This is a genomic window from Bacteroides sp. CACC 737, assembly GCF_013874375.1.
GTDB lineage: Bacteria > Bacteroidota > Bacteroidia > Bacteroidales > Bacteroidaceae > Bacteroides > Bacteroides uniformis.
The window spans coordinates 2,335,702-2,357,793 of the sequence record NZ_CP059408.1 but is presented as its reverse complement, the minus strand read 5'-3'; the positions used below and the strand labels follow the sequence as shown (position 1 = coordinate 2,357,793).

The window sequence follows — 22,092 nt, the reverse complement described above, 5'->3', positions numbered from 1 at the left end:
ATAAATAGTTTTACAACTTGGATTTGTTATGTGTCTGTATCGTTTTTTTATTATTTTATCTTTTCTTTATCACACTATTCACTACCCGTATAGAGGAAACCAGTTTATTGGTGGAAGTAAATACGTCCACATTCCATATATGGGATGAGCGTCCTTTGTGCAGGATAGTGCCTACTGCCCTTACGGTATCTCCTTCGTGTGCAGAAGAAATATGATTTCCGCTGACTTGCATTCCCACGACAATCTCATCAGGTTCGCAGATAATCATGGAGCCGAGCCCGGCAACGGTTTCTGCCAAGGCAAGGGTGGCACCGCCATGCAGAATGCCGAAGGGTTGGCGGGTACGGTAGTCGACCGGCATGGTTGCTTCTACGCGCTCATCCGAAGCGTATGTGTATTGAATGCCCAAGTTTCCCATCAATGCGTGTCGTGCCCGTTCGTTCAGTAAATCAAGAGGCACCTCTGCTGCACGCACTTCTGCCAATATTAGTTTTTCTACGGCCAGGGCCACTCCATCTTCTTCATTCGATGCGGTCACATAGTCTGCACAGACCTTTACAGAATCTTGTGAATGTCCCATAGCTACCCCCATGCCGGCCAATTGGAGCATGGTCACATCGCATACGCCATCTCCAACGGCAATGACTTCTTCCCGTGTTACTCCCAAATGCTCTAATAGGGCGCCTAACGTATTCGCTTTATTGACTCCGCAGGGCACCACCTCTAAAAAGTAAGGCTCGGAACGGAAAGCATCCAGAGTACCTGCCAGGCGTTTTTCCCAATGTTGTTCCAGCCCTATCAGAGCTTTTTCCTTGTCACTCACCAGCATGCACTTGCAAGGCGCGAAGTCTATGGCAGTAGAGAATTCATCTTCCCTGATTATCTTCAAATTGTTTAGCAGGGCTTCATTCTTTATATATTCATTGTCCGGACTATCCGTAATGAGGGTATCATCGTGGTAGGTGAAGATGGCAAAGCCGTTCTTGCGGGCTTTCTTTTCCAGATAAGGCAGCATTTCCGGATTGATGCGTCGTTCAAACAATATTTCTCCGTTCTGTGCTTTTATTATCTGGCAACCGTTATAGGAGAGAACAACCCCTCCATAATTGCCGAGTTCGAGGGTTTTGGCCAGTGGCATCAGTCCATAAGTCGGCCTACCGGATGCCAAAACTATGCGCACTCCCATCTGCTGGACCTTTAGCAGAGCAGCTAATGTCCTTTTACTGATTTCTCTTTCATCATTGAGTAGCGTTCCATCTACATCAAGAACCAATAATTTATATTTCATGGCAACTCGATTTTGGGGTTATTATGTTACAAAGTTAGAAAAATGACTGTTAAAACGGTAATATTCGTTTTATTGTTTACTGAAACTTCTTTTATTTATCCTATCTTTGTCCACGTTTTGTTCCGCGTTCTCTATCCGGAGAAGCGGATGAAAAGGGAATCGGGTGAAAGTCCCGAACAGTCCCGCTGCTGTGAGTTCCATGCTCGGTGTATCATACTTGTGCCACTGTTCTTCGGAAAGAACGGGAAGGCGATGTACCGGGAACGAGTCAGAAGACCTGCAAAACAAAGTCGAAAAATTGTCCATTCGAGGAAAGTGGGCAGTGCGCAAATGGTTTAAGATAATCTTCATTTATTCTATGTCAGGAAGGACTAAGGTACTACTGGTCTGTGCTGTTTCAGTGGGTGCAAGTATATTCCGGCTCTCTGCCCAGGAGGTGGGAGGAGATACGATTACAGGGAAAGTGCATCAGATAGAGAAAGTGACAGTGACAGCACGCAGGTCGCCCAATAAAGTGACTTCTGCCGTACCCATACAGACGATGTCACGGCAGGATATCAGCCAGCTGGGAATACAGAATATGGCAGATGCTGTGCGCCGTTTTGCCGGAGCCAATGTAAAGGACTATGGAGGCATTGGAGGACTGAAAACGGTTTCCATACGCAATATGGGAGCAGCCCATACAGCTGTCAGTTATGACGGGGTGGCGGTGAGCAATTGTCAGGCAGGGCAGATAGATATCGGGCGTTTTTCGCTGGACAATGTTTCCATGCTTTCGCTCGCCATCGGGCAGTCGGAGGACTTGTTGCAGTCCGCCCGCTTGTATGCGTCGGCCGGTGTGCTGGGCATAGAGACGGAAAAACCTCATTTTGATGACGGGTGCAATGCCGCTTTTCAGGCACGGGTGCGCGGAGGGTCGTTCGGCATGGTCAGCCCCTCGTTGCGCTGGTGGCAGAAACTGGGCAGCCGTACACGCGTGGCGGTAGATGCCGCTTATATGAGGGCGGACGGTAATTACCCTTTCACGCTGGTCAATGGAAAATACGTGACGGAAGAGAAACGTAACAACACCGGCATCTATTCCTGGCAGGGCGAAGCTACCCTTTATCATACTTTCAAGGATGACAGTGAACTGGATGTGAAGGGTTACTACTTCTATTCCCGTCGGGGACTTCCAGGGGCGGTTACGCTCTATAATCCCCTTTCCGATGAAACGCTTTGGGATGAGAATACTTTTGTGCAGGCACGTTATAGGAAGCATTTTTCGCCCCGATGGAGTCTGCAGGCACAAGCAAAGTATAATCATGGCTGGAACAAATATAAGGATGAGGGTAAGGAATATACCGACGGATATTATCGGGAAAATCACCGGCAAGACGAATATTATATTTCCGCGACCGTTCTCTACCGTCCTTTGGAAGCTTTGACCCTTTCGTTGGCGCAGGACGGGGTGATAAACAAGTTGCGCAACAGTTTGCCGGAATGTCCTTTCCCCACAAGATATACTTCCATCAGTGCCTTCAATGCACGCTACCGGCAAGGATGGCTCACGGCCACGACCTCGCTGGTGCATACCGCCACTTCGGAGCATGCCGAGAAAGGTACGGTCCCCGATGACTTCCATCGTTTTGCCCCCTCTTTATCAGTCAGTATGCAGCCTTGGCAGGACGAGTCGCTGTATTTCCGGTTGATGTATAAGAGTACGTTCCGTCTGCCCACTTTCAACGACCTCTATTATTACCGGCTGGGCAACCGCAATCTGCGACCCGAGAAGGCAGACGAATATAATGTCGGTATCACATGGAGCAAATCCGGATTGTCTGTGTTCGATTATATCTCCGTTACGCTTGACGGTTACTATAATAATGTGACGGATAAGATTGTGGCTTTTCCCACCACCTATGCGTGGAAGATGGCGAACTACGGCAAGGTGCATGCCGCAGGTGTGGATGCCACTTTGGCGGCAACCGTTCCATTGACGGAGAAAATAAGACTGATTATGTCGGGCGGATATACATGGCAAAAGGCCATTGACCTGACCGATTCCGACGCGAAGAACTATAAGGACCAATTGCCTTATACTCCTCTTCATAGCGGAAACGCGTCCGCCATTGTAGAAACGCCGTGGGTGAATGTGGGCTACTCGGCGGTAGGAGTGGGAAAGCGTTACTATTTGTCGCAGAACATTCCGGAAAATGAGATTGAGGGCTATCTGGAGCATACGATGAGCCTCTCTCATGAGTTTGTTTTGGGCGGTTGCCGGCTTCTGTTGCAGGCCGAGATTATAAATCTGACCGATGAGCAGTATGACGTGATAAAATATTATCCTATGCCGGGCCGTTCGTGGCGGTTGACGGGTACTTTCAAGTTTTGAATAATCTATTTATGAACAACAAAAACTAATTATAAACAATAACAACTGTGATTATGAAAGTAAGAAGTTTATTATTCGGTATGCTCTGCATGCTTGCTTTGGGTGCCTCTTTGGCATCTTGTAGTGACGACGATGACGATTCTCTGGATGACGGCGGGTCGAAGGTGACACTGCCGCAGACGCGTGTCTATATTCTGAACGAAGGCTCTCAAGGAGCCAACAATGCAGGACTTGCCTTTTATGCACCCAATAAGGATGCGGATTTTATCAGTGATATCTACAAGACCCAAAACAATGCCAAGTTGGGTGACCTTGGTCAGAGCATGATTGAGTATGAAGATGAAATATATATAGCTGTAAGCGGTTCCAATTATCTGACCAAGCTGAATGCTGCAGGTGTGGAGTTGAAACGTGTTTCGTTTGTAGATGATAATGACCTCAGTGCTGGTATTCGCTATATAGACGCTGAGGATGGATATATCTATGCTTCCTTCTACGGAGGAGCTGTGGCTAAAATCAATGCGAAAACGTTGGAGGTAGTGGATAAATTGACCGGACTTGGTGACAATCTGGAAGGTGTGGCAATCTGCGAGGATATGCTGTATGTGGCGAATAGCTGTACTGCTGATTGGAGCACTCGGCACACTGACGTAAAGGTGATAGATTTGCGCACTTTCAAGCTGAAAGAGCAGTTGACGGTAGGTTTGAACCCCAATGCTTTGATTGAAGAGGATGATAAAGTCTTTTTGATTTCATGGGGCAATTATGGCGATGTCGGCTATTCATTGCAGATGATAGATCCTGCTGCCAACAATAAGGTGACGGAATTAGGCAGTGCCACCCGTATGTGTGCTGCTGATGATATCTTATATCTGGTGAATTCAATGACGGACTGGAATACTGAACCATATACAACAGTCAACACTTTCTTTACTTATAACATCAAGACCGGGCAGATGAATAGTGCTTCTTTCCTCAAAGACGCCCCTGCCGAACTTGCTTCAAGCACGTTGTACATGTTGGAAGTAAACGAAAATAACGGTGATATTTATATCGGTACTTCCGAGTTCACAACGAACGGTACCATCTACCGTTTCAAGAAAGACGGTACATTTATCGAGAAGTTCGATGCAGGAGGCATCAATCCTAATTCCGCTATCTTCTTTAATTAATATCAATGAAAAGAGGCTGCTTTTTTATCAGTATATTCGCAGTCTTGCTTCTTTTCTCCTGTGGGGGAAGGGGCAAGACTGCCTCTGTTTTGGTCAACGGTGACACCATTCCCTTACGTTATGCGGAGAATCTTACCTTAGTGTCCTATCCCGGCTATACCCTTGCCACCTTGCGCAATCCTTGGGATACGTTGCACACGCTACATACCTATATACTGGTTCCGAAAGACCGCGAACTTCCGGCACATCTTCCGGCAGGTACTGTGGTACGTACCCCGCTCTCCAAATCAGTTATCTACTCTTCCGTCCACTGCGGACTGATGGATAATCTGGGTGTGTTTGGTAGTATCGGCGGCGTCTGCGACTTGAAGTACATCAAGCTACCCGCCGTGCACGAAGCCTGCCGCCGGGGCGCCATCGCCGATTGTGGCGACGGCATGAATCCCGACATGGAGCGCATCATTGACCTGCACCCCGATGCCATCCTGCTCTCTCCGTTTGAGAACAGCGGCGGTTATGGCCGTATCGAGAAACTGAATATTCCCATCATCGAATGTGCCGACTACATGGAAACCTCCGCTTTGGGACGTGCCGAGTGGATGCGTTTCTACGGACTGCTCTTCGGGGCTGCGCCACAAGCTGACAACCTTTTTGCCGAAGTAGACAGTTGTTACCAACAGCTCAAGATGCGTGCACAACTTTCATCCACCTCGTTCTCCGTTGTCAGTGAGCTGAAAAGCGGCTCGGCATTGTACGTGCCGGGAGGGCGCAGCACTATAGGAAGGCTTTTTCAGGATGCTTGCGGACGTTACGCCTTTGCCGACGATACCCACAGCGGTTCTGTTCCTCTGGCTTTCGAGACCGTTTTCGACAAGGCGGGCGATGCCGACGTCTGGCTGGTGAAGTACAACCGCGACCGCGACATGAGCTACGCTGATTTGGAGGCGGATTATATCGGCTACACCGGTTTTAAGGCTTTCAAGACCCGGAATGTCTATGGTTGTAATACGGCGAAAGTTCCTTTCTACGAGGAGACTCCGTTCCGTCCCGATTATTTGTTATCCGACCTAATACAGATTCTGCATCCCGAAATAGGAGATTTGGGAGGTTTGCGCTATTTTTGCAGACTGAAGGAGTGATGAACACAGAGATACGGAACTTTTGTGAAAGTAATAGAAAACTCTGTGCCTCCGTGTCTCTGTGTGCTAAATAATGTAACTATGAGTAAAGGCTGGAAATATGGTATCGGGCTGGGAGTAGTAATCTTATTGCTTTTTGCGGGCAATCTGCTGGTGGGGTCGGTTTCGATTCCGCCTGCCGATGTTTTCCGTATCCTGCTCGGTGGAGAGGGGGAGAAGGCAAGCTGGAGCTTCATCCTTTGGGAATCCCGTTTGCCCCAAGCGCTGACGGCGCTGCTTTGCGGTGGCGCATTGGCTGTCTGCGGACTGATGTTGCAGACGGCTTTCAAGAATCCGCTGGCAGGACCATCCATTCTGGGCATCAACGCCGGGGCAAGTCTGGGAGTGGCCTTCGTCATGCTGCTGTTTGGCGGCAGCATCACGGCAGGGGTGTTCAGTCTGTCCGGCTTCTTCTCCGTACTGCTTGGCGCATTTATCGGAGCCATGCTGATTATGGCACTTATCCTTTTCTTTTCCACGCTGATAAAGAGCAATGTCATGCTGCTGATAACGGGTATCATGATAGGCTACATCGCTTCTTCGGCCATTGCCCTGCTGAACTTCTTTGCTACGGCAGAGGGGGTGCAGTCCTATATGATATGGGGGCTGGGCAACTTCGGTGGAGTTTCCCTACAGCAGATGCCGGCCTTTGCGCTGGTCACCATTGTGGGACTGTTCGGCTCATTATTGTTGATAAAGCCCTTGAACGCTTTGTTGCTGGGAGAGCGCTATGCCGAAAATCTAGGTGTAAATATCCGCCGTGTGCGCAACTGGCTTTTGATTATCACCGGGCTCTTGACGGCTGTCACCACCGCCTTCTGTGGTCCGGTCGCCTTTATCGGCCTGGCCGTGCCGCATGTGGCCCGCATGATATTGGGGACAGCCAATCACAATTCCCTATTGCCGGTCACCATCTTGAGTGGCGGTGCAGTGGCACTGCTTTGCAACTTGATTTGCGTCTTGCCCGGCGAAGCGGGTATTATCCCCTTGAATGCCGTCACGCCCATTATCGGTGCGCCGGTCATCATCTACGTTATTCTGAGCCAGCGGAAGCCCCAACAATTCAACTAAGCTATTGCCAACAGTTTGACAAGGTTTTGCCTTACTATTGGCAAGACTTTGCCACCGCGTTGGCAAACTTTTGCCATAGGCATGGCAAAGTTTTGCCAAACCTATGGCAATGTCTTGGCAAAATTTCTCTCTGATTATCAACGTACTACTTTTTTGGTGTTTTTCTCTCCATTCCATAGGGTTTTATCTTTCTCACCGCTCTTATTAATAGAAACCCCTTAAAAACATGCCTTATGAAAAACTTTGTAGGATTTACACTTGGGTGTTTGTTTGCATTCTTATCTTCGGGTATCACCCCGTTGATGGCGCAGGACGCGGCAGTGAACGAGCTCGTCATCACCGGTACGGTCAAGAATAAGGACAGCAGGAAGAAACTCGAAAACGTGAACGTCTCTGTTGTCGGCAACAATATCGGAACGGTGACCAATGCCGACGGCACATTCTCCTTGAAAGTAGCGGAAGCGGAAGCTTTCCGTGGACTGGAAGTCTCCCATATCGGCTATCTCACTACACACCTCTCTCTGGAAGAACTTGAAAAAACGGGCGGGCTGACCATCTGGATGATACCGGCTCCCAATCTTTTGAGCGAGATTGTGGTCTATGGCAATAATCCCCGCGTCATAGTGGAAGAGGCCATCAAGAAAATTCCAGTAAACTATTCTGGCAATGACAACATGCTGACCGCCTTCTATCGGGAAACCGTGCAGAAGCGCCGCCGCTATATCAGCGTGTCCGAGGCAGTGATGGATGTCTATAAGACGGATTATAACTCCCGCGATGTGGACCGCGACAAGGTGCAGCTGCTGAAAGGCCGCCGCCTGCTGAGCCAAAAGCAGAGTGACACGCTGGCTGTGAAAGTGGTGGGAGGCCCCAATTTGTCCCTTTATCTGGACATTGTGAAGAATGGCGATGCACTGTTGAGCACGGACAATCTGGACTATTATGAATTCCGTATGGAGGACCCCGTCAATCTGGATAACCGCATGCAGTATGTAGTCAGCTTCCGTCCGCGGGTCAGCCTGATGTATGCCTTGTTCATCGGGAAACTGTATATAGACTACGAACGGCTCTCCTTTACACGTGCCGAGTTTGGCCTGGACATGGCAAACCGGGTGAAGGCAGTGGAGGCCATTCTGCATAAGAAGCCCGTCGGCTTGCGGTTCCGCCCGCAGGAAGTCGCCTATCTGGTGACCTACAAGCAGCAGGGGACCAAGACTTACTTGAACTATATACGGAATGTCATCCGCTTTAAATGCGACTGGAAAAAAAGACTGTTCTCCTCCAGCTACACCGCTTTCTCCGAAATGGTGGTGACCGACAGGACGGAAAGCCCTCTCTCCGGCATCTCCAACAAGAACACCTTCAAACGGAAGCAGGTATTCTACGACCTGGTGGATGAGTATTGGAACGAAGACTTCTGGAGGAACTACAATATCATAGAACCTACGGAATCCCTGGAGAATGCAGTCAATAAATTGCGGAAACAATCCAATTGATTATCTGATAGTTTTCCTTATATTTGGAGCAACCGAGAAAAAACACCGTGTATGCTGGACGAACTGATGATACTGGCCAGAATAAAGGAGGGCGATATAAAGGCGTTCGAAGGAATCTTCCGCCGGTATTATTCCCCTCTTTGCTGGTATGCTGCGGGCATCACGGGTGATACGGCGTCTGCCGAGGAAATTGTGGAGGAGCTGTTCTACGTGCTGTGGAAGAACCGGGAGCGGTTACAAGTATTCCAGTCCGTGAAGAGCTATCTCTACCGTTCTGTGAGGAATGAAGCCGTGCAGTTTTGTGAGCATCAGGAGGTCAAGGAGCGTTATCGGGCATCTGTCCGTACGGAGTCCGGGCCGGGCTATTCGTCCGACCCCCACGCACATTTGGAATACGAGGAACTCCAGACCCTCATCCGGCATACGCTCGACAAGCAGCCCCGGCGCCGGCAGCAGATTTTCAGGATGCACCGCATGGAGGGGAAGAAATATGCAGAGATTGCCTTGTCGCTTTCGTTGTCCGTCAAGACGGTGGAAGCGGAAATGACCAAGGTACTCCGAACCTTACGAAACGAAATTGATAATTATATCCGGACACAATGATGGAAGTAGATAAAAAGAAGACAAGGACCGACGAGGCATGGGTACGGCTTTATGCCCGCTTCGAAACGGACTGCCTGCTGCCGGCAGATGCGGAACACGCTCCGGCAACGCACCACAGGCTTTACCTCAAGTGGGGGAGCGTTGCGGCAGCCGTGATTGCCGGAATCGTATGTTTTGCCGCATGGTGGGCCGTACCGGAACAAGGTGGGGACAGTCGTAGCTTGCTGACGGAGGAAAACCGGGAGAAGCCCACACTGGTCAAGACCCTTGAAGACGGTTCGGTGGTATATCTGGCGCAGGAAAGCACGCTGAAGTATCCCGAACATTTTGCGGAAGACAAGCGGGAAGTGAACCTGCAGGGTGAAGCCTTCTTCGATGTGGCAAAGAAACCCGAGCAGGCTTTTACGATTGAGACGGCGAGGGTGCGTGTGGAGGTGCTGGGCACGGCTTTCAATGTCAGGAGCAATGAAGGGGCCCCCTTCAGCTTGTCCGTGAAGCGCGGGAAGGTGAAGGTGCTGCTGAAACAAGAGGAACAGACGGTCTTTGTAGAGGCGGGAGAAACGGTTATCTTGCAGGGGGGCAGTCTGCTCGTCAGCGAGACGGAGAATCCGGAGCTCTTTGACCGTTACACCAGCAACATCCGTTTCAAGGACGAGTGCCTGGAGGATGTGTTGCGTGCCATCAATAAGGAGTCTGCCGGCTGGCAGATAGAAGCCGCATCGCCAACCCTGGGCAAACGGCGGCTAACGGTCGAATTTTCGAATAACTCCCCGGAGTCTGTGGCCGAGCTGATATGCTGGACGTTCGACTTGAAGTGTACACGTCAGGGCAATAGACTGATATTGTCGGAACAATGAATTCAATGAAATGCTTCATTCTCCATTTTTCACTCTTCATTTTCTTCCTGGCGGGCAGTGCAAGAGCGGACGGAGGCGATGTGCTGGACCGCATCGTCCGGCTGCCCGGAATGAAGGGAACGGTTTATGCGCTGTTGGGGAAAGTCTCGGAGCAGTCCGGCTATCTGTTTATCTATGATAGTAAGGTCATCCATAACGACTCAGTGGTGAGGGTCAAGAAGCAGGAGTGTTCCGTGAGGCAGGCTATTCATAGGATAACCGGCAGCCGGAACCTCGAATTGAAGGTATTAGGCAACCATATATTGATAACACGGGCGGCAGAAAGGAAGAGTATGGAAGAAACGGTACTCCTGCCGCCCCGACCGGCGTATTCCACCATTGCCGGAATCCTGCTGGACAAGGAGACGGGAGAGCCCGTCGTCAGTGCGTCGGTCATCGCACAAGGAACCTCACTGGGTAACATTACCAACCAGAACGGTGAATTCCGGCTCAACCTGCCCGACTCGTTGAGGCGCTGCATGCTCTTCTTCTCCCATCTGGGTTATGTGGGGCAAACGGTGGAAGCCTCTGCTTTGGAAGGACGCAGCAATGTTCTGAGCCTTGAGCCGAAAGTCATTTCCTTACAAGAAGTGCTTATCCGCCTGGTGGAGCCTAAAAAGCTGCTTCGCGAGATGATAGAGCACCGGGATAGGAACTGCTCCACTTCTCCGGTCTATCTGACCACCTTCTACCGGGAAGGCGTACAATTGAAGAATAAGTTCCAGAGCCTGACGGAGGCCGTTTTCAAGGTCTACAAATCACCGACGATGGAACCCGGACAGAAAGACCAGGTGAAACTGCTCAAGATGAGCAAGATAGATAACCGGGAGCAGACGGACAGTGTGCTTGCCAAAATCAGCTCCGGGGTGGAAGCATGTCTGCAGTTGGACATCATGAAGAATCTTCCAGACTTCCTCTTGCTGGAATCCGGCGAGGAACTTTATACCTATACTTCGGGCGACATCGTATCGGTGGACGACCGTACTGCCAACGTCGTCTATTTTGAGCAGAAACGTGGGGTAAAGGAGCCTTTGTTCTGCGGAGAACTCTATATAGACTCGGAGAACAGCGCCTTGCTGCGTGCCCGCTTCGAGATTCATCCCCGGTATGTGAAGGCCGCCACACGGCTTTTCGTGATACGCCAGGCTCCGAAAATCAGGCTGACAACGGAGAAACTTGTCTATACCGTCTCATACAAACCCTGGAACGGTGCCTATTATGTCCACCACATCCGTGGCGACCTTTACTTCAAGATGAAGAGAAAACGCATGCTCTTCAGTAATCCCACTCTGTATACCTGGTTCGAGATGGTGACCTGCCGGATTGACGGGGAGAACGTGACGCGCTTCCCGCGTGCGGAACGGTTGCCGGTGCATACCGTCTTCTCTGAAACCGACTTCAAGTATGACGCCGATTTCTGGGGCGACTTCAATGTGATTCCGCTGGAAGAGGAGCTTGGAAAGATTATCGAGAAGGTCTCCCTGAAGATAGAGCAGACGGAAGCTCCGTAAACATGGCCCTCAATCGTTTGCGGTGGTTAGATTGTATATTCTACACTAAAATTATCTCTATTTTGTTTTTTTATTGTAATTTTGCCCCTGGTATTAGTTTAAATTTAAAGATTGTAACTATGAGATTACCTGAGGACCCGGTGATGCTGTACAGCTTCATCAACATGAAACTGCGTGATTTCTATCCTTCGTTGGACGCGCTCTGTGAGGATATGAACGTAGAGAAAGAGGACATTGTACGAAAATTGAAGCTCGTGGGATTTGAGTATAATCCTGCAAAGAACAGATTTTGGTAAATAATGTTTCTGTATAAAACAACTCCCGTTGCTTGTTGTTGTAAAGCGCAAGTTAACGGGAGTTGTTTTGTTATGAAACTATGGGATAAGGCAGAACGTCTTTGGACGAGGGTTAAGAACTGGAAAACAGTACGCGGCTGGCACATCTGGAAGTTGAAGCTGGTGGATGCCCGGCTGTATTTCGTCAGCATGTTCGTCGGTTTGCTGACGGGACTGGTCGCTGTGCCCTATCACTATCTTCTCTATTATCTGTTCCACCTCCGCAGTGGTTTCTTCGCTTCGCATCCGGCCTGGTACTGGCACATTCCACTCTTTCTGTTTTCTTGGGGCATTCTCGTCTTCGTCATGTGGCTCGTGGGGAAAATGCCGCTTATCGGCGGGGGAGGTATTCCGCAGACACGCGGCGTGATTAACGGGCGCATCACTTACCGGCATCCTTTCATCGAGATGGTATCCAAGTTTGCAGGGGGCATTCTGTCCTTCTCGGCGGGGCTGTCTTTGGGGCGCGAAGGGCCTTCCGTGCAGATAGGCTCCTATGTGGGTAGCCTGGTATCCCGTTGGACTCATATCCTGAAAGGCGAACGGAAACAGTTGCTGGCAGCCGGGGCGGGAGCAGGGCTCGCTGCGGCTTTTGCAGCGCCACTGGCTTCCTCGCTCATTGTAATAGAATCCATTGAACGCTTCGATGCCCCTAAGACGGCCATCACTACCTTGCTGGCGGGTGTTGTGGCAGGAGCCGTGGCAAGCATGGTCTTTCCCGTGAATCCTTACCATCTGATAGAAGTAACGGAACCGGTTTTCGCCTTCTTTGTCCAGATGAAGTATTTCTTGATATTGGCGGTGATTGTCTCCGTATGCGGGAAGTTCTACTCCTCCACCGTGAATGCTTTCAGGCATGTGTATGCCAAAGTCAGTTCTCCGGCGTATGTCAAGATGTTCTATCTGGTGCTGGTGGCCTACATCATTTCGCTGATGCAGGTCAATCTGACCGGAGGCGGGGAGCAGTTTCTGCTGGCCCAGGCGCAGAACGGCAGTACGCAGATTATGTGGGTGACGGCTGTCATGTTGCTGCATTTCGTCTTTTCCGTTTTCTCTGTCTCTTCCGGATTGCCGGGCGGCAGTTTCATTCCGACGCTGGTTACGGGAGGGCTGTTGGGACAGATTGTCGGGCTGGTGGGAGTGAGGTACGGTGTCATCGGGCAAGAGAATGTCAGTTATATCATGCTTGTTTCCATGTCGGCTTTTCTGGTGGCCGTGGTCCGTACACCGCTCACGGCCATTGTGCTGATTACGGAGATTACGGGGCATTTTGAGGTCTTTTACCCTTCGGTGGTGGTAGGCGGGCTGACTTACTATTTTACGGAACTACTGCAAATGAAGCCTTCCAATGTCTCCCTCTATGAAGATATGATTCATGCTCCCTATTTTAAGGAGGAGAAGCGCTATACGCTTTCGGTGGAGATTATGACGGACTCTTATCTGGACGGGAAACTGGTGGACGAACTTTCCCTGCCGGAGCGTTGCGTCATTATCAATGTACATCGGGATGGAAAAAATCTGGTCCCCGCAGGAACTCGTTTGATTCCGGGGGACCAGGTACAGATTGAGATGGACTCGCAGGACATAGAGAAACTCTATGAACCGCTTGTCAGTATGGCGAATATCTATTAAGCCAGATTGCCTATCTCGTCCAGATTCTTCTGGATGTCGGCATCCGTCAGCTCGTAATTCACTAAATCGCCGGACAAATACTTGTCGTAGGATGCCATGTCGATAAGTCCGTGACCGGAAAGGTTGAACAGAATCACCTTCTCTTCACCCGTTTCCTTGCATTTGTTCGCTTCGCGGATGGTGGCGGCAATGGCATGGCAGGACTCGGGGGCGGGGATGATGCCCTCTGCTTGCGCAAACAGACAACCGGCGTCGAATGATTCGAGCTGCTTGATGTCCACCGCTTCCATATAACCGTCCTTCAGCAGTTGTGATACGATGACACCTGCACCGTGATAGCGTAGGCCGCCGGCATGGATATTGGCAGGGGCAAAGTTGTGTCCCAGTGTAAACATGGGCAGCAACGGAGTGTATCCAGCCTCGTCTCCGAAGTCGTATTGGAATTTGCCGCGTGTCAGCTTCGGACATGAGGCGGGCTCGGCAGCGACAAAGCGTGTTTTCTTTCCTTCGAGGATGTTGTGGCGCATGAAGGGGAAAGCGATACCGCCAAAGTTGGAACCTCCTCCGAAGCAGGCGATGACGGTATCGGGATATTCACCTGCCATTTCCATCTGCTTTTCGGCTTCCAGTCCGATGACGGTCTGGTGCAGGGCCACGTGGCTCAATACGGAGCCGAGGGTATATTTGCAGTTGGGAGTGGTCTGTGCCAGCTCTATGGCTTCGGAAATGGCTGTTCCCAGCGAGCCCTGATAGTTGGGGTGGGCGGTCAGTATATCTTTTCCGGCGCGGGTAGACATGGAGGGAGACGGGGTAACCTGCGCACCGAATGTCTGCATGATGCTGCGGCGGTAGGGTTTCTGCTCGTAACTGATTTTCACTTGATAGACAGCAGCTTCCAGCCCGAAAAGGCGGGCGGCATATGCCAGGGAAGCTCCCCATTGTCCGGCACCGGTCTCGGTGGTCACGTTGGTCACTCCTTCCTGCTTGCAATAGTACGCCTGCGGGATGGCGGAGTTCAGCTTGTGCGAGCCCATCGGGCTGACGCTCTCGTTCTTGAAGTAGATATGTGCCGGTGTGCCGAGTGCTTTCTCCAATCCATAAGCGCGCACCAGCGGAGTGCTGCGGTAGTATTTGTACATTTCGCGGACCTCTTCGGGGATTTCAATCCACGCGTCGGTCTGATTCAATTCCTGGCGGCAGAGTTCCTCGGCAAAGATAGGATACAAGTCTTCTGCTTTCAGCGGTTGCTTGGTGCCGGGGTGAAGCGGTGGCATGGGCTTGTTCACCATATCGGCTTGTATGTTATACCAGTATTGTGGAATTTCCTCTTCCGGGAGAATGAATCTTTTCTTTTTGTTGCTCATAGTGGTTAAAATTATTAATAATTCAATGCCCAAATGTAGCTATTATTTTTGAACCAATTTCTTTTTCCTTTTGTTTTTTGTATATCAAGGTATATTTGTCTAAGTTTGCCGCGTTTCATTAATCGATGCATTTATGAAGATTTATCATAAATTCCTTTTGTATCAAAATAAATGGATTCACCCTTACGTACGGATGACAGTGGGAGTAATGACTTCCATCACTTATTTGGCCTCCATCCTGCTGATTGTCGGCGTGGTCTATGAGCATGGCTTTACGATTTCAGAGGTCGAGGCGCATCAGCTCCAGCGCTTGTATCATGGGGTGTGGATTGTTTTTCTGGCAGACGTCACTCTGCGCATTTTGCTGGAATACAAGGATACCCGTCGCACGTTCAGTAAGCTCACTTGGATACTGACCATTCTGCTCTATCTGACCCTTATTCCGGTCATTTTCCATCGTCCGGAGGAGGAGGGCGCCATCTTGCAGTTCTGGGAATTTCTGCATGGCAAGGCCTATCACCTTGTCCTGCTGCTGGTGTTTTCCTTTTTCAGCCTTTCCAACGGGCTGGTACGGTTGCTGGGGCGGCGTACGAACCCTTCGCTTATTTTGGCTGCCAGCTTTCTGATAATCATAATGATAGGCACGGGGTTGTTGATGTTGCCGCGCTGCACGGTGAACGGCATATCGTGGGTCGACTCGCTATTCATATCCACCAGTGCGGTGTGCGTCACGGGGCTGACGTCTGTCGATGTGGCGTCCACTTTTACCCCGACCGGTTTTGTGGTAATCATTCTGCTGATTCAGATAGGCGGTCTGGGAGTGATGACACTGACGAGCTTTTTTGCCATGTTCTTCATGGGTAATACCTCGTTGTACAATCAGTTAGTGGTGCGCGACATGGTGAGTTCCAATTCCTTGAATTCCCTGCTCTCCACCCTGGTCTATATTCTGGCCTTTACGCTGGTGATTGAAGGAATAGGGATGCTTGCCATCTGGGGAGACATCCACGGGACGATGGGGATGGACCTTCAGGAAGAGCTGGCTTTTTCCGCTTTTCATGCCATTTCCGCTTTCTGCAATGCGGGATTCTCCACGTTGCCCGGAAATCTGGGCAATCCGTTGGTGATGACGGGGCACAATCCGTTCTTCATCTATATATCTCTGCTGATCATTTTGGGGGGGATCGGTTTCCCCATCCTGGTGAATTTCAAGGATATTATTCTTTACCATCTGCGTCGTCTGTGGCACTTCCTGCGTACGTGGCATTGGGATGGCAAGCGTTTTTACCATCTGTACAACCTGAATACAAAGATTGTACTGATAGTCACCTTCCTGCTGTTGGTGCTGGGCACGGTGGGCATTGCTGTCTTTGAGTGGAATGCCGCTTTTGCCGGCATGTCGGTGGCAGACAAGTGGACGCAGGCGTTTTTCAATGCCACGTGTCCCCGTACGGCAGGCTTTACCAGTGTGGACTTGGCCGGCTTGGGGGTACAGACATTGCTCATTTATCTGTTTCTGATGTGGGTGGGAGGTGGTTCCCAGTCTACGGCAGGCGGTATCAAGGTAAATGCCTTTGCGGTAGTGGTGCTGAATCTGGTGGCTGTGTTGCGCGGCACGGAACGGGTAGAGGTGTTTGGTCGTGAGCTGTCACACGATTCCATTCGTCGTTCCAATGCCACGGTGGTGATGTCGTTCGGCGTCTTGTTGCTGTTTATTTTCATCATCAGCATTCTGGAGCCGGGTGCGTCGCTTTTGGCCATTACCTTCGAGTGTGTGTCGGCATTGAGCACGGTGGGGTCCAGTTTGAACCTTACCCCGCAGTTGGGAGACGACAGCAAGCTGCTGGTGGCACTGCTGATGTTTGTGGGGCGTGTGGGACTGATTACGCTGATGCTTGGCATCATCAAGCAGAAGAAGCATACGAAGTATCAGTATCCGAGTGGTCAGATTATAATCAATTAAATAAGATGAAGTATATTATTATCGGTTTAGGGAATTATGGTCACGTGCTGGCAGAAGAGCTTTCTGCATTGGGACACGAAGTGATAGGTGCGGACGTGAGCGCTGGTCGGGTAGATAGTCTGAAGGAAAAGATTGCTACAGCCTTTGTCATCGATGCGACGGACGAGCAAGCGCTGTCCGTGTTGCCGCTGAACAGTGTGGATGTGGTGATTGTTGCCATCGGCGAGAATTTCGGTGCATCCATCCGTGTAGTGGCTTTGCTGAAGCAGAAGAAGGTGCAGCATATCTATGCCCGCGCCATTGACGCTGTCCACCGTTCCGTGCTCGAGGCCTTTGAGCTGGAACGCATTCTTACTCCCGAGGAGGATGCCGCACGCGGACTGGTACGGTTGCTGGAATTCGGTGCCGATATGGAGACCTTCCGCGTGGCACCGGATTATTATGTAGTCAAGTTCACTGTTCCGGACAAGTTCATTGGCTATTATGCCAACGAATTGAATCTCGATAAGGAGTTTGGCCTGAAGATGCTCGCCTTGAAACGTGCCGAGACTTTGAAGAATTGCCTGGGCATCTCGTATGTGGAACACAATGTATTGAACGAACTGCCGGAAAATGACCAGATACAAGCCGGCGACCAGTTAGTGTGCTACGGACGGTATAAGGATTTTCAGAAGTTCTGGAAAGCACTATGATAATTGGTAGTTGGAAATGTGTCAAAAGTGGTATTCACCCCCATTTTCAACTAATCAAAGTCTTTCTCCCGACACCGATAATGGAAATAATCAGTCAGGAAGTGTGCATTCTTGCGTATGAACTCTTGCCCGTATTCTTTTCCTTGCAAACTGTTCAGATAAGCATCCGGAAGCATGCCTTCGTCTTGCAGGATGCAACTCAATTGGTAGGGGATAATGTCTGGGTTGACGATGAACATAATGGCGTTTTTCTCTGCTTCCTCCTTATTATAATTGGGGTTGTCCGGAGATTTGATGCATTCGCACAGCTTGAATTGGATATGTAGGCCGGTGTGCGGGTTGGCCATCAGCATGGCTCCGGTTTCTGTATGTATGCGTGGTATGTTCAGGTCTTCTTTCAAGCCGTATCCCATCTTGTTCAGCAGAAAATCAGAGATTTCCTCTTGCGATTGGCAGAATACAAAAGATTTCCCGCCGGATGCTTTTATGAAATCATGGAATGTAGCCTTTTCATTCGTTTTTTCTTTCTGTTTCGTCAAGTCGTCCACATATTCCGCTATTTTCTGGTCGTACTTGTTTTCGAGAAGCATGCCGCACTGCCACCATGCATTGCCAAAATAAATCAGTTCGCAGATAAGGGTGCTTTTCCCTACTTCTCTGCTACGGATAGCTGAGAGGTTCAAGGACTTCTTGGTTATCTTGAATTCGCCTTTGTCTTCACTACACAAATCTCTGACATACAGATGCTCGCCGTCTTCTTTCTCCAGCAGATAGCAACTGTTTTCCCGTGCCTTCACCTTGCCCCAAAGCTGATGTTCGGGATGGGCTTTTCCGATGAGAGCCAGCCATTCCGGTGAGGTCAGCGACAGCAGGTTGCGGCGCCCTTTGAACGTCAGTGAGGTGCGTGTGGCATATATGAGGGTCTCTGCCATTTCGGGAGTAATCTTTTCATCATCCAGCAACCGTTCAGCTTCGTCCCGGTATTGGGCGACATTTTCGATGTTGAAGTAGCATTGGTAGTGAAACCAATCCAGTATCTCCCGGTAGCGGAAGAAGTCTTCTTCTTCCATGGCAGAGTGGTATAGAAATTCCTGCATCCTTTCATTTTCGGGAGCGGTTTCGTATTCCTCTGCAAGCAGTCCGTATATCTTTTGTGCAGTCTGCTCTATTCCGGGATTCTCGGGGTTGATGGCGCTTATTCCCCGGCATAGATATTGTATATGGTGCCAAAGCAGAAAGCGTATGTCCTCCAGATTGATTTCATCCGGAAAATAATCGCCTTTGATGGGGTAGAAGGGCAGATAGCTTCCGTATCGCTTCCGGCACTCGGCAGTGAATGCCTGCCAGATGCCGGTCTGGGAGATGACGTCCTCAAACCATGCGGCGAGGCAGAGGCTTGTATAGCGTATGTTTTCCTCTTCTTCGAAGGCGTCGGCTATCGTTGAAGAATAAAGTCTTTTGTGGATTTCGTTTGCAATGCCGACGTAGTACTGGTCAACGCTGTTTGTCTGCTTGTAAGGATGCAGTTCCAACCATTCTTTGGGATATATTTTCTTCATGACTCTAAAGTGAGTTTGGTGTGTGTGTTTTATATGTTTCATTTCCGGCGTAAAGATATGTTTTTTATGGGAATTTTTTTGCTTTCCCTCCTTTCGATTAGTATATTTGTATGCTACTATTAAATCGTTCCATCGTGTGGGAAAAATCGTTCCACCATGGTGGAACGATTTTTCTTCCGTGGTGGAATGATATTTTCTCCATGGTGGAACGATTAAAGAATAGCATTTCTTCTCCTTAATGCCAGGGAAGAAGAAAAAACGGAATTACAGAACCATTTAAAAACAGAATATATATGAGTGCGTATTACGACCTTTTCGAGAAACCCGACGTCCGCCAGACCGGCGAGCAACAATCCCTTTATGCCCGCTTTGTCCCCAAGGGCACCATCGACCGCAAGGAATTTATCGAGCGTGTACATCTTTTCACCGGTCTCAGCCGCAGCCTGCTGGAAGGAGCGATGGCAGGCTTTATGGACGAGTTGCGCGACTGCCTTGCCAATGGCTGGACGGTGGAGCTGGGCGAACTGGGTTACTTCACCCCCTCTTTGAGTTGTACCCGCCAGGCGACGGACAAGAAAGAGCTTCGTGCCGCTTCCATCGCTTTGCGCGGTTTGAATTTCCGTCTGGGCAGGGAGTTCTATAAAGATTTAAAAGGAAAGATGCAGTTGGAGCGTTGTCCGCAATCGGCATCGGCGCCTGCTTCGTCTGCCGATGAGGCGTTGGGCGTGGAGCAGCGCTGGCAGTTGCTGGATGAGTATTTGCAGCAATATCCCTGCATCAATCGTTCCCAGTATGCACGGCTGGCAGGACGTAGTTATAAGCAGGCGGTTGTCGATTTGAATAGGTTTATAGAAGAAGGGGTACTGATGAGGCATGGGATGGGGCCGAGTGTGGTGTATGCCAGAAAGAGGTAAAATTCAAGATGTGTATTTGCATCCGAATCGAAATGCAAAGGACATATCCCGTGAGCTCAATATGGATAAAGGGCTGTTATCCCGCATATTGAAAAAGCTGGAGGCGAAAGAATACATATATAGGGAGAAGGCAACGAACGACAATCGTATGGAGTTCGTAAAAGCTTACAGAACATGGAGAAGAAATTTACCATACGTTGAATATGGCCGCGAACCAATCCGTCGAAGAGATATTTGCAGGATTGGACGAAAGCCGGATTCAAGAAAATAGAGCTTCACAACAGCTTTTACGAGTTAAGGGAGACGGTTCTCCTGCCATTATCGTTTGCTCCTATGGGAACAGAGATTATGAAGATATGCTTGTCGAGCTTAAAGATTTGCTGACTGCCAACGGGTTTAGAATCGTGTCTGCCGCCGCATTCATTGCCCGACACTCAGTATTCAGAAATGTCGCATCCGAACGTTCCGATATGGAAGACAACCGTATAGTCGATGATTTCGGTTGCAAGTCATGGCAGCTTCTATCGGGCATTACGGATACGAGTGCGATACCGGATATAAATATTAGGGGCAGCAGACTTTATCGGGATATACTGCAAGTTCCGCTTTATCCTACGGGGGACGACACATGCATTGATTGTAAAAAATGTGTCGAGGAGTGCCCGACACATGCCATTGCGTCGGAGAACCCTATAAAGACAGATGAAAGTCAATGTATTTCATGTGGAAGGTACATTGCCCTATGTCCTGTCGGTTCACGAAACTACCACTATCCGTTTTTCGGAAAAAAGAGTTTGGAGTTTGCAAGCGCAAATTCAGAGAGAAAAGAACCTGAACTTTTTTATGCTGTCTATTTGGATTTGTGTTATATGGGGATTGGCGTCTATGCGGAAAAAGAGAATTGTTAATAGGGAACCGGGAATTTAAGTTTAATCCGGTAAACGGGTACATATCAGGCACATGTTTTGCTAATGAGGTATATTGTAGTATTTAGACAGGGAGCATCTGAAATGATTTTTCAGTATCGGAATAAATTTTAAAAATAATTTCCGTATATTTGAGTTGTGATAGAATATCCATTAAAGATAGTAATAAGCAGTTTACTAAAGTTAGAGATAAAGGCTTATGCGGAATTTTTTTTTAAATATCAACGGAATAAACAATCTGATGCTTGCTTTTGTGCTGAGTTGTGCAATGGCATGTACCCCCGACAAATCCGAACAAGAACCAAATCTGACCAAAACTTTTACCGTAAACGGTGAAAACTTTGAAATGGTTCTGGTGGAAGGCGGAACCTTCATGATGGGAGGTACAAAGGAGCAGGGAAAGGATTGCGAAGAGAATGAAAAACCGGTACATGAAGAGAAAGTGGATTCTTTCTATATAGGAAAATATGAAGTGACTCAAAGATTGTGGAATGCCGTAATCGGTAGCGAACACAACCCTTCCTTTAATACCGGATGCGATGATTGTCCGGTGGAAGGTGTAAGTTGGAACGATGCACAGGTATTTGTCACCAAATTGAGTATCCTCACGAAGCAACCTTTTCGTCTGCCCACCGAGGTGGAATGGGAATATGCTGCCCGTGGCGGCAGGCAGAGCAAAGGATATAAGTATAGTGGCAGCCATCATATAGACAAGGTTGCCTGGTATATTGACAATTATCAGAAAAACAAATCCGGAGATAAAGGCACTACGCATCCGGTTGGTATGAAGCAGCCAAATGAATTGGGACTATACGACATGAGTGGAAATGTGTGGGAGTGGTGTGAGGATTTATATACCAAGGAATACGAACAAAATGGCAAGTCCGTCCATTCGGGCTGGCCTTTTGAGGGGACACATCTCTATTTCCGCCATGTACTGCGTGGTGGAAGTTGGGGAGGAACAGCCAAAGGGTGCCGTGTGTCCTACATTGATTACGATATGGGAACGTATCGTGATGAATATGGCGGTTTCCGTATAGCTCTTGGCATCAGCCCTGCACAAGTCTCTGAAGAAAAATAATCCATCAAGTATACCCCCCAGCCATAAAGGTAAAGTT

The 22,092-nt window shown here is 49.4% G+C and carries 19 protein-coding genes and 1 riboswitch; of the genes, 16 read left to right on the top strand and 3 right to left on the bottom strand.

Annotated elements, in window-relative coordinates; translation table 11 throughout:
* Nucleotides 1-55: 55 nt before the first annotated feature.
* Complete coding sequence (locus tag H1A11_RS10300) at nt 56-1,288, bottom strand: Cof-type HAD-IIB family hydrolase (protein ID WP_138345605.1); 1,233 nt, start codon at nt 1,286-1,288, stop codon at nt 56-58.
* A 100-nt stretch (nt 1,289-1,388) separates the two neighbouring features.
* Nucleotides 1,389-1,588, top strand: a riboswitch (cobalamin riboswitch).
* A gap of 58 nt (nt 1,589-1,646) precedes the next feature.
* Between H1A11_RS10300 and H1A11_RS10295 the strand changes: the two genes are divergently transcribed.
* The 10 genes from H1A11_RS10295 to H1A11_RS10250 all read left to right on the top strand — a co-directional run bounded on the left by H1A11_RS10295 (nt 1,647) and on the right by H1A11_RS10250 (nt 13,556).
* Entirely contained in the window at nt 1,647-3,662 is a 2,016-nt protein-coding gene (locus H1A11_RS10295; RefSeq protein WP_181757176.1) for a TonB-dependent siderophore receptor, read from the top strand.
* 53 nt (nt 3,663-3,715) lie between these two features.
* Complete coding sequence (locus tag H1A11_RS10290; RefSeq protein ID WP_181757175.1) at nt 3,716-4,834, top strand: YncE family protein; 1,119 nt, start codon at nt 3,716-3,718, stop codon at nt 4,832-4,834.
* Nucleotides 4,835-4,839: 5 nt separating this feature from the next.
* Nucleotides 4,840-5,973: an ABC transporter substrate-binding protein gene (locus tag H1A11_RS10285; protein WP_181757174.1), complete on the top strand. Its 1,134-nt coding sequence runs from the start codon at nt 4,840-4,842 to the stop codon at nt 5,971-5,973.
* An 81-nt stretch (nt 5,974-6,054) separates the two neighbouring features.
* Nucleotides 6,055-7,083 (top strand): iron ABC transporter permease, encoded by a 1,029-nt coding sequence (locus H1A11_RS10280; RefSeq protein WP_016272786.1) that lies wholly within the window; start codon nt 6,055-6,057, stop codon nt 7,081-7,083.
* A gap of 233 nt (nt 7,084-7,316) precedes the next feature.
* Nucleotides 7,317-8,579 carry a carboxypeptidase-like regulatory domain-containing protein gene (locus tag H1A11_RS10275; RefSeq protein WP_005831737.1) on the top strand — a complete coding sequence of 421 codons (1,263 nt, stop codon included), beginning with the start codon at nt 7,317-7,319 and terminating at the stop codon, nt 8,577-8,579.
* 51 nt (nt 8,580-8,630) lie between these two features.
* Nucleotides 8,631-9,182, top strand: a complete 552-nt coding sequence (locus H1A11_RS10270) for an RNA polymerase sigma-70 factor (protein ID WP_009038152.1) — start codon at nt 8,631-8,633, stop codon at nt 9,180-9,182.
* Nucleotides 9,179-10,039: a FecR family protein gene (locus H1A11_RS10265; RefSeq protein ID WP_181757173.1), complete on the top strand. Its 861-nt coding sequence runs from the start codon at nt 9,179-9,181 to the stop codon at nt 10,037-10,039. Before H1A11_RS10270 ends, H1A11_RS10265 begins: the two co-directional genes overlap by 4 nt.
* A complete protein-coding gene (locus H1A11_RS10260) occupies nt 10,036-11,589 on the top strand; it encodes a carboxypeptidase-like regulatory domain-containing protein (RefSeq protein WP_181757172.1) in 1,554 nt (517 codons plus the stop codon). Before H1A11_RS10265 ends, H1A11_RS10260 begins: the two co-directional genes overlap by 4 nt.
* A 119-nt stretch (nt 11,590-11,708) precedes the next feature.
* The gene (locus H1A11_RS10255) at nt 11,709-11,885 is read left to right on the top strand and encodes a DUF4250 domain-containing protein (RefSeq protein WP_005832662.1); all 177 of its coding nucleotides are present in this window, start codon (nt 11,709-11,711) and stop codon (nt 11,883-11,885) included.
* 72 nt (nt 11,886-11,957) lie between these two features.
* A complete protein-coding gene (locus H1A11_RS10250; RefSeq protein WP_181757171.1) occupies nt 11,958-13,556 on the top strand; it encodes a ClC family H(+)/Cl(-) exchange transporter in 1,599 nt (532 codons plus the stop codon).
* On the opposite strand, the gene H1A11_RS10245 is transcribed toward H1A11_RS10250, so the two are convergent.
* Complete coding sequence (locus tag H1A11_RS10245; RefSeq protein WP_117600403.1) at nt 13,553-14,920, bottom strand: TrpB-like pyridoxal phosphate-dependent enzyme; 1,368 nt, start codon at nt 14,918-14,920, stop codon at nt 13,553-13,555. The two genes, H1A11_RS10250 and H1A11_RS10245, sit on opposite strands and share 4 nt — an antisense overlap.
* Before the next feature lie 133 nt (nt 14,921-15,053).
* Between H1A11_RS10245 and H1A11_RS10240 the strand changes: the two genes are divergently transcribed.
* The gene (locus H1A11_RS10240; protein WP_181757170.1) at nt 15,054-16,883 is read left to right on the top strand and encodes a TrkH family potassium uptake protein; all 1,830 of its coding nucleotides are present in this window, start codon (nt 15,054-15,056) and stop codon (nt 16,881-16,883) included.
* Between the two features lie 5 nt (nt 16,884-16,888).
* The gene (locus H1A11_RS10235) at nt 16,889-17,575 is read left to right on the top strand and encodes a TrkA family potassium uptake protein (protein WP_117966878.1); all 687 of its coding nucleotides are present in this window, start codon (nt 16,889-16,891) and stop codon (nt 17,573-17,575) included.
* Nucleotides 17,576-17,625: 50 nt separating this feature from the next.
* Here H1A11_RS10235 and H1A11_RS10230 read toward each other — a convergent pair whose 3' ends face one another.
* Nucleotides 17,626-19,134: a DUF3843 family protein gene (locus H1A11_RS10230; protein WP_181757169.1), complete on the bottom strand. Its 1,509-nt coding sequence runs from the start codon at nt 19,132-19,134 to the stop codon at nt 17,626-17,628.
* A gap of 293 nt (nt 19,135-19,427) precedes the next feature.
* Between H1A11_RS10230 and H1A11_RS10225 the strand changes: the two genes are divergently transcribed.
* From H1A11_RS10225 to H1A11_RS10215, 4 genes are all read left to right on the top strand, one after another.
* On the top strand, nt 19,428-20,048 hold the full coding sequence (locus H1A11_RS10225; protein WP_005832650.1) for a DsbA family protein: 621 nt from the start codon (nt 19,428-19,430) through the stop codon (nt 20,046-20,048).
* Nucleotides 20,008-20,319, top strand: coding sequence for a helix-turn-helix domain-containing protein (locus H1A11_RS10220; protein ID WP_117976735.1), 312 nt, complete (start codon nt 20,008-20,010; stop codon nt 20,317-20,319). The genes H1A11_RS10225 and H1A11_RS10220 overlap by 41 nt, the downstream gene beginning before the upstream one ends.
* Nucleotides 20,252-20,956, top strand: a complete 705-nt coding sequence (locus tag H1A11_RS19120; RefSeq protein WP_255461432.1) for a 4Fe-4S dicluster domain-containing protein — start codon at nt 20,252-20,254, stop codon at nt 20,954-20,956. Before H1A11_RS10220 ends, H1A11_RS19120 begins: the two co-directional genes overlap by 68 nt.
* A gap of 217 nt (nt 20,957-21,173) precedes the next feature.
* Nucleotides 21,174-22,055 carry a formylglycine-generating enzyme family protein gene (locus tag H1A11_RS10215; protein ID WP_370528659.1) on the top strand — a complete coding sequence of 294 codons (882 nt, stop codon included), beginning with the start codon at nt 21,174-21,176 and terminating at the stop codon, nt 22,053-22,055.
* Nucleotides 22,056-22,092: the final 37 nt, after the last annotated feature.